This window comes from Acidithiobacillus sp., from assembly GCF_027322205.1.
Lineage (GTDB): Bacteria > Pseudomonadota > Gammaproteobacteria > Acidithiobacillales > Acidithiobacillaceae > Acidithiobacillus.
In genome coordinates, this window is the sequence record NZ_DAHVHY010000087.1 from 1 (window position 1) to 7,562 (window position 7,562).

9 protein-coding genes and 1 pseudogene are annotated in these 7,562 nt (G+C 60.9%); 2 read left to right on the plus strand and 8 right to left on the minus strand.

Annotated elements, in window-relative coordinates; genetic code table 11:
• From M7F93_RS10535 to M7F93_RS10570, 8 genes are all read right to left on the minus strand, one after another.
• Window positions 1–563 (minus strand): AAA family ATPase (locus tag M7F93_RS10535; RefSeq protein ID WP_298173099.1); only part of this gene is annotated, 563 nt, incomplete at its 3' end.
• A complete protein-coding gene (gcvPB, locus tag M7F93_RS10540) occupies window positions 560–1,990 on the minus strand; it encodes an aminomethyl-transferring glycine dehydrogenase subunit GcvPB (protein ID WP_298173102.1) in 1,431 nt (476 codons plus the stop codon). The genes M7F93_RS10535 and gcvPB, both read right to left, overlap by 4 nt.
• Window positions 1,987–3,330, minus strand: a complete 1,344-nt coding sequence (gene gcvPA, locus M7F93_RS10545) for an aminomethyl-transferring glycine dehydrogenase subunit GcvPA (protein ID WP_298173105.1) — start codon at window positions 3,328–3,330, stop codon at window positions 1,987–1,989. The genes gcvPB and gcvPA overlap by 4 nt, the downstream gene beginning before the upstream one ends.
• Before the next feature lie 4 nt (window positions 3,331–3,334).
• Window positions 3,335–3,718 (minus strand): glycine cleavage system protein GcvH, encoded by a 384-nt coding sequence (gene gcvH / locus M7F93_RS10550; RefSeq protein ID WP_298173108.1) that lies wholly within the window; start codon window positions 3,716–3,718, stop codon window positions 3,335–3,337.
• Window positions 3,715–4,842 carry a glycine cleavage system aminomethyltransferase GcvT gene (gcvT, locus tag M7F93_RS10555; protein WP_298173110.1) on the minus strand — a complete coding sequence of 376 codons (1,128 nt, stop codon included), beginning with the start codon at window positions 4,840–4,842 and terminating at the stop codon, window positions 3,715–3,717. The genes gcvH and gcvT overlap by 4 nt, the downstream gene beginning before the upstream one ends.
• Window positions 4,843–4,927: 85 nt before the next feature.
• Window positions 4,928–5,413, minus strand: coding sequence for a YajQ family cyclic di-GMP-binding protein (locus M7F93_RS10560; protein WP_298173113.1), 486 nt, complete (start codon window positions 5,411–5,413; stop codon window positions 4,928–4,930).
• An 11-nt stretch (window positions 5,414–5,424) separates the two neighbouring features.
• The gene (locus M7F93_RS10565; RefSeq protein ID WP_298173115.1) at window positions 5,425–5,907 is read right to left on the minus strand and encodes a molybdenum cofactor biosynthesis protein MoaE; all 483 of its coding nucleotides are present in this window, start codon (window positions 5,905–5,907) and stop codon (window positions 5,425–5,427) included.
• 2 nt (window positions 5,908–5,909) lie between these two features.
• Entirely contained in the window at window positions 5,910–6,152 is a 243-nt protein-coding gene (locus M7F93_RS10570; RefSeq protein ID WP_298173118.1) for a MoaD/ThiS family protein, read from the minus strand.
• Window positions 6,153–6,180: 28 nt separating this feature from the next.
• Here M7F93_RS10570 and sohB point away from each other — a divergent pair, with 28 nt between their 5' ends.
• Complete coding sequence (gene sohB / locus M7F93_RS10575; protein WP_298173121.1) at window positions 6,181–7,263, plus strand: protease SohB; 1,083 nt, start codon at window positions 6,181–6,183, stop codon at window positions 7,261–7,263.
• Between the two features lie 105 nt (window positions 7,264–7,368).
• Window positions 7,369–7,562: pseudogene (locus M7F93_RS10580) on the plus strand (type II secretion system F family protein); the annotation flags it as partial.

The window sequence follows — 7,562 nt, forward strand, 5'->3', positions numbered from 1 at the left end:
GGCCGCCGGTTTTCCCCCGCCAGCAAGCGCCGCTCCGCCTCGTGGCTCGGATAGCCCAGTGACAAACGCAGTGTGAAACGATCCAGTTGGCTCTCCGGCAGCGGAAAGACCCCGGCATGTTCCTGTGGATTCTGGGTGGCGACCACAAAAAAGGGCTTGGGCAGCGGAAAGCTCTGTCCATCCGCCGATACCTGCCCTTCTGCCATGGCTTCCAGCAGGGCCGACTGACTGCGCGGCGAGGCCCGATTGATTTCATCCATCAGTACCACTGCGTGGAAAATAGGCCCGCGATGAAAGACGAAGCGTTGTTCGCGCGGATCGAAGAGGCTGCTCCCGAGAATATCCCCCGGCAGCAGATCGGCGGTCATCTGCACCCGTGCGAAATCCAGACCCAGCAGACGCGCCAATCCCAGTGATAAGGTCGTTTTACCTACCCCCGGCACATCTTCCACCAGCACATGCCCACCGGCCAGAAAGCCGGACAGAATCAGGCGCAGCGCCCGCTCTTTATCGAGCAACACCTCACCGAGCGCATCCAGCAGACCCGCCGGAGATGCCGTCATTGTGCCGCCGCCACATCCAGGCGGCGCGCCGCCAGCGCTTCATCCAGGCGCCCCACCGGCAGATGGTGGGGCGCTTCACGCAAGAGTTCCGGCTGCTCCAGTGCCTCCTGACGAATCTGCGCCATGACCGCCACAAAGCGGTCCAGGGTCGCCTTGCTTTCCGTCTCCGTCGGCTCGATCAGCAAGCACTCGGGCACCAGTTGCGGAAAGTAAATGGTCGGCGCGTGAATCCCGAAATCCAGCAGGCGCTTGGCCACATCCAGCGCCCGGATGCCCGTCGCTTTCTGCAGATCGCTGACGCTCAGGATGAACTCGTGGCTGGCACGCCGCTCCGGGAAAGCCGCCTGATAGCCCACCCTCTGCAACTCCTTGAGCAGGTAGTTGGCATTGAGCGCGGCATAAGCCGATACCCGGCTTACCCCCACCCGACCCAGACGACGGAGATAGGCATGGGCGCGCAGCAACACGCCGATATTGCCGCCATGGGCACTGAACCGGCCGATACTCCGGGGCAACTCCTGCTCGGTCACCCAGCGCAGCGCGCCCCCGCCTTCGCGCCCAACCGTGGGCAGAGGCAAGAAAGGACGCAGGCGTTCCTGCACCGCTACAGCACCGGCACCCGGCCCGCCGCCGCCATGGGGCGTCGCAAAAGTCTTGTGCAGATTCAGATGCATCACATCAAAGCCCATCTGACCAGGCTGCACCCGCCCGAGAATGGCGTTCAGATTGGCGCCATCATAATAGAGCAGCCCCCCCGCCCCATGAACGCGGGCGGCAATATCCGCTATCCGGCGCTCAAACACCCCCAGAGTGGAGGGATTGGTCAGCATGATTCCTGCTACATCCGGTCCCAGATGCTGATCCAAAAAAGCCATATCCAGATCCCCATCAACCAGATTGGGAATTTCCACCACCGCAAACCCCGCCATCTGGGCACTGGCCGGATTGGTGCCATGCGCCGCCGTAGGAATCAGCATCTTCCGCCGTCCATGGTCACCGCGCGCCGCATGGTAGGCGCGGATCATGGCGACACCCGCCAACTCGCCCTGGGCGCCCGCCGCCGGGGTCAGACTCACCGCCGCCATGCCGGTCACCGCCGCCAGCCATTCCTGCAACTCCCAAAGCACCTGCAGCAGCCCTTGCATGGCTGGTGCCGGGGTATCCGGATGCAGGCGCGCGAAGCCCGGCAGCGAGGCCATGGTATGGGCAATCCGCGGATTATATTTCATGGTGCAGGAGCCCAGCGGGTAAAACTGGGTGTCGATGGAAAAATTCTGCTGCGACAGGCGGGTGTAGTGGCGCAGCACCTCCAGTTCGGCCGGGTTGGGTAGATTCAGGGGTGCCTTCCGCAGTAGCTCCGCCGGAATATCGGAGGGCAACTCCACCCCCGGAAAATGGTGATCATGATCGAAAATGGAAGTGCTCATAAGGTCTCCAGCACAGCTGTCAGGGCATCGCGATACGCCAGCAGATCGACCTCTTCCAGCAGCTCCGTAGTGCACACCAGCAGATCGCCCGCCTCCCCCATCCCCCAGTCTGCCAGCGGAAGTCCCGCCAGCAGACCATGGCCCAGCAATGCATCCCGCACCGCCACGGCAGCCTGTGGCAGACGCAGCACAAACTCATGGAAGAAAGGTCCGCCATAAGGCAGGCTCACCCCCGGCACCGCCGTCAGCAGTTCCCGCAACAAAGCAGCCCGTTCATGGCAGAGCACCGCCGTCTGCTGCAACCCGTGCCCGCCCAGCGTCGCCATGTGGATGGTCGCCGCCGTCACCATCAGGCCCTGATTGGTGCAGATATTGCTTGTCGCCTTACCACGGCGGATATGCTGCTCCCGCGCCTGCAAGGTCAGACAAAAACCCTCACGGCCCTGCCCGTCCACGGTTTTGGCGACCAGTCGTCCCGGTAACTGCCGCACATGGACCTTGCGGCAGGCGAGAAAACCAAAGTACGGCCCACCGCCAGTCAAGGGAATTCCCAGCGGTTGCCCCTCACCCACCGCTATATCCGCGCCCTGTGTGCCCCAATCCCCCGGCGCCTTCAGCAGGGCCAAAGCCAGTGGATTGACCACGGCAATAGCCAGCAGGCCATGGCCATGGGCCCAGTCGGTCAGCGCATCCACGGGCTCCAGCAGGCCCAGGGCGCTGCTTTGGGGAATGATCAGCGCCGCCCCGTCCCCCGCCTCCGCAGGCAATACCAGGGTGCCAGTGGCCCGGTCATAAGGCACCGTCACCAAACGGATCTGTTGCAGGCCGAGCACACTGTCCAAAACTCGCCGCCAACCCGGCAACAGGTTCTCCGGCACCAGAATGGATTTGTCGCCACCCTGAATACGCAGCGCCATCAGGCAGGCCTCCGCCAGCCCCGAAGCCCCGTCGTAGAGCGAGGCATTGCTCACCTCCAACCCGGTCAGCCGCGTGATGAAACTCTGGTATTCATAAACAACCTGCAGCGTGCCCTGGCTGGCTTCCGGCTGATACGGCGTATAGGCGGAATAGAACTCGCCGCGCCCGGCAATTTCCCAGACGATGGCTGGGATGTGGTGGGCATAAGCCCCACCCCCCGCAAAGCAGCGCAACGGGGCATTGCTCATGGCCCGCCCTTCCAGTTCGCGGTGCAGGGCCATCTCCGACAGCCCTTCGGGCAAGACCATGTCATGCACTAGCAAAGTGGGCGGGATTTCATCAAAAAGCTGGTCGAGGCGCTCAACGCCGACGGCGGCCAACATGGCCGCCGTCTCCAACCCATCGTGGGGAATATAGGGCATTTACTTAAGACTCCGCTAATTTACCATAAGCTACCGCATCCAAGAGTCCGGCACAGGCTACGGCGTCGGCCTCGACCACCATCATCCAGCCCTGGCCATAGGGGTCTTCATTGAGCCACTGCGGGTTATCCCCCAGCCCATCATTACGCTCCAGCACCGTGCCATTGACGGGCGCATACAAATCCGCCGCCGCCTTGACCGATTCCAGCACGCCGCAGACTTCGCCACCACGAATCGCCTTGCCGACCTCAGGCACCTCCACATACACCAGATCCCCCAGCAATTCCTGGGCATGATCGGTAATCCCCACCCGGTAGCGTCCGCCCCCCAGGTCTTCAACCCACTCATGGGTGTCGCTGTAACGCAACGTCTCCGGAATCTTGCTCATGCCGCATACTCCTCAGGAAAAGAAAAAGTCGCCACGCCTTTCCGCCAGAAAGGCGGCTTTACCACCAGCGCCGGACGCCGTACGCCGCGCACCACAACGGCGCATACGGCCCCCGGCTCCAATGCGGCATCGACACGGGCCAGCGCGATGCCGCACTGCAGGCTGGGCGAGAAAATACCGCTGGTGACCACCCCACAAGGCTGCCCCGCCGCATCTTCCACCACATAACCATGACGGGGAATGCCCTCGCGCATCGCCAGACCGATGAGCTTGGCACCCCCCCCCGTGGCCGACTGTGCCGCCAGCGCCGCCCGCCCCAGAAAATTCCGCTCTGCGGCCCGCAAATCCACCGTCCAGGCCAAATTACTCGCATAAGGCGAAACCGCCGTCGTCATATCCTGACCGTAAAGATCCAGCCCCGCCTCCAGACGCAAACTATCCCGTGCCGCCAATCCCGCCGGTCGCGCCCCGGCAGTGATCAGGCGATCCGCCAAGCCCGGCAACAAAGTATTCGCAGCGATAATTTCGACACCGTCTTCACCGGTGTAGCCAGTACGTCCAACAAAAAAATCGCCCTGCTCCAGCGCATGAAAGACCGGCAACTCCACCAATGCGGGCATCCCCAACACCGTTGCCGCCAGTGCTCGCGCGGTGGGACCCTGTACCGCGAGAATCCCCAGATCCGGCCGCTTGCCTAGGGCCACCCGCCAGCCCCTGGCATCCACCAGGGCCTGCAGATGCGCCGTATCCACCTCTGCCCCTCCTGCATTCAGCACAATCCGATACCTGCCGTTTCCACGGTGATAAACAATCAGATCGTCAATGATCCCGCCATTGCCTTGCAGCATCGTGCTATACAGCGCCTTACCCGGCACCGCATCCAGCTTCGCCACATCGTTGGCCAAGGCATAGCGCAGCAGTTCCCGCACATCCGGCCCACTCAGGTCCAGAGGCCGCATGTGCGAGACATCAAAAAGCCCCGCCGCTTGCCGCACCGCCTCATGCTCCGCCAACTGCGAGCCGTAATTCAGAGGCATCTCCCACCCCGCGAAATCCACCATGCGCGCGCCATGCGCGACATGCCAATCATAGAGCGCCGTGCGCCGTGCTGAATTCGTGCTCATAAAGTGGCCGCCGCCACGCTCGGCATCTCTGCAACGCGTGCCGCCCGCTTTGTTTTACGCATGTTATCCCTGTGCATACTAACGCTTAGTCCCGGAAGTTGTTGAATTGTATTGGCAGACCAAAATCGTGCCCCCGCAGCGCGGCAATAGCCGCCTGTAACTCATCCCGGCTTTTGCCCGACACCCGCAACTGCTCTCCCTGAATACTGCCCTGCGCCTTGAACTTACCGTCTTTCAGGAACTTGATCATGCGCTTGGACACTTCTGTCTCCAGCCCGACTTTCAGGCCCAGCACCTGCCGCTCCATCCCGCCCGCTGCGGACGCCGCCTTGCCCACATCCAGAGCCTTCAAATCCACCCCGCGCTTCACCATGCGCATCGAGAGCAAATCAATCATCTGTCCCAGCTTGTATTCATCCTCAGCGACCAGGATGATCTCCTTCTCCTTGCGCTCCATCGACGCCTTGCTGCCCTTAAAGTCATAGCGGGTATTTATTTCCTTAACCGTTGTATGCAGGGCATTATCCACTTCCTGCATATCCACTTCAGACACCACATCAAAACTTGGCATAGAATCTCACTTCAACTGTGTGTATGGGAATAGGGAGCATGGGTGTGCCCCTCGCGGCTTCCGGCACGGCAGCCGGGGCAATCGGTCACCCAGCGCACGCCCGCAGGGGTGACCTCTTTTTTCCAGAAAGGCGCACTGGTTTTCAGGACATCCATCAAAAAACGACAGGCATCAAAGGCCGCCGCCCGGTGCCGCGACCAGACCGCCACCATCACAATGTTGTCCTGGGGTGCCAGATGGCCGTAGCGATGAATAATCAGACTATCGATAATATCGTAATGTCGGGCGGCCTCGGCACTGATGCGTTCCAGTTCGCGCTCCGTCATCCCCGGATAATGCTCGATCTCCATGGCGAGGATATCCGCCGCCTCGCTATAATCGCGTACCGTCCCGATAAAAGTGACCGAGCCACCGGCCCCGGCAATGGCATCCACTGGATAAGCCGCCATCTCCGCCATGGGCTCAAAATCTTCCTGCTGTACTTTAATGATCACAACTAACCACCTGTTACTGGCGGGAAAAATGCTACCTCATCGCCATCCTGTACCACACCAGCAAAAGACACATGCTGCAAATTCACCGCTGCCAGCAGATGCGCGTCTTGCAGAGGCACCCCGGCCTCCCCTTCCGCCAGCGCCAACACCTCCGCCACCGTTACGCCACCCTCCGGCACCGCCAAGAATATTTCCCCCACCCCGATACGCTCGCGCACGCTGGCAAAAAACTTCACATGGATCATGAAAAGCAACACCTCGGCAAGAAGCAAAATGATAAGCCTGCACGCGCCAGCCATCAACCATATCCGAAATCTTTACAGCTATCGCCTTTCCGCCTATCTTTGCGCCATGGAAACCTTCTTCAGTCACTACCTGCTTTTCCTCGCCGACACCGTCACTATCGTGGTCGCCTTGCTTATCGTCGCGGGCGGCGTCACCGCGATGGCCATGAACAAACGCAAAAGCCCCACATCAGGGCAGGTGCAGGTCAGCGACCTGCGCAAACAACTAGAGCAATCCAGCGAAAACGTCCAGCAATACCGGCTGGACAAAAAAGCCCTGAAAGTCCATCAAAAGACCCTCAAAAAAGACCACAAAGACAAGGCTAAAGCGCTTATTACCGAAAGCTGTGCTTATCTGCTCGATTTTAAGGGCGACATCCGCGCCTCGGCCGTCAGCGCCCTGCGTGAAGAAATCTCCGCCATTATTCAGGCCGCCAAACCCGGCGACACCGTCCTGCTGCGCCTGGAAAGCGGCGGCGGCATGGTCAACACCTACGGCCTCGCCTCCGCCCAGCTACTGCGCCTGCGCGCCGCCAAAATCCAGGTCACGGCACTGATCGACACCGTCGCCGCGAGCGGCGGCTACATGATGGCCGTCGCTGCCGATCGTATCGTCGCCAGCCCCTTCGCCCTCATCGGCTCCATTGGCGTGGTCGCGCAGATCCCCAATTTCCACCGCTGGCTGCAAGACCGCAACATCGACTGGGAACAGTTCACCGCCGGCAAATTCAAGCGCACGGTCACCCTCTTCGGAGAAAATACCGAAAGCGGCCGGGCCAAGCTACGCGAAGAACTGGAAGAAACCCATGCCCTGTTCCGCGAATTTGTGCAGCAGTACCGCCCGCAACTGGATTTAGAACAGGTCGCCACCGGCGAAGCCTGGCTAGGCAGCAAAGCCTTGCAACTGGGATTGGTGGATCAACTCGCCACCAGCGACGAAATCATCCTGGAAGCGGCACAAAAGGGCAAAGTGCTCGCCCTCCATTACCAGCGCCAAAAGACACTCCCCCAACGTCTCGGCCTCGCCGCCCAGCAAAGCTGGGACAAACTCTGGCAGAGACCGGTCTCTTAAAAATAGCTCGCCATAGGCCCGTCGATCCGCACTGCCGCACCCATTGCAAATTAGTGAGATTGATCTATATACGGGTGTAATTGGTGAACGGGATCAGGTGAACGCATGGCGTCAGTCTTGGGCAAAGGCAAGAAATCCGCAATCCGCGAGGCGAAGACCTACGATTTCACCTGGGAGGCGACCACGCCTGGCGGCAACGAAAAGAAAAAAGGCGAAATGAACGCCGTCTCCGCCAATGCCGTGCGCTCCAACCTGCGCCGCATGGGCATGATGCCGACGGTGGTGCGCAAGGTGCCGCA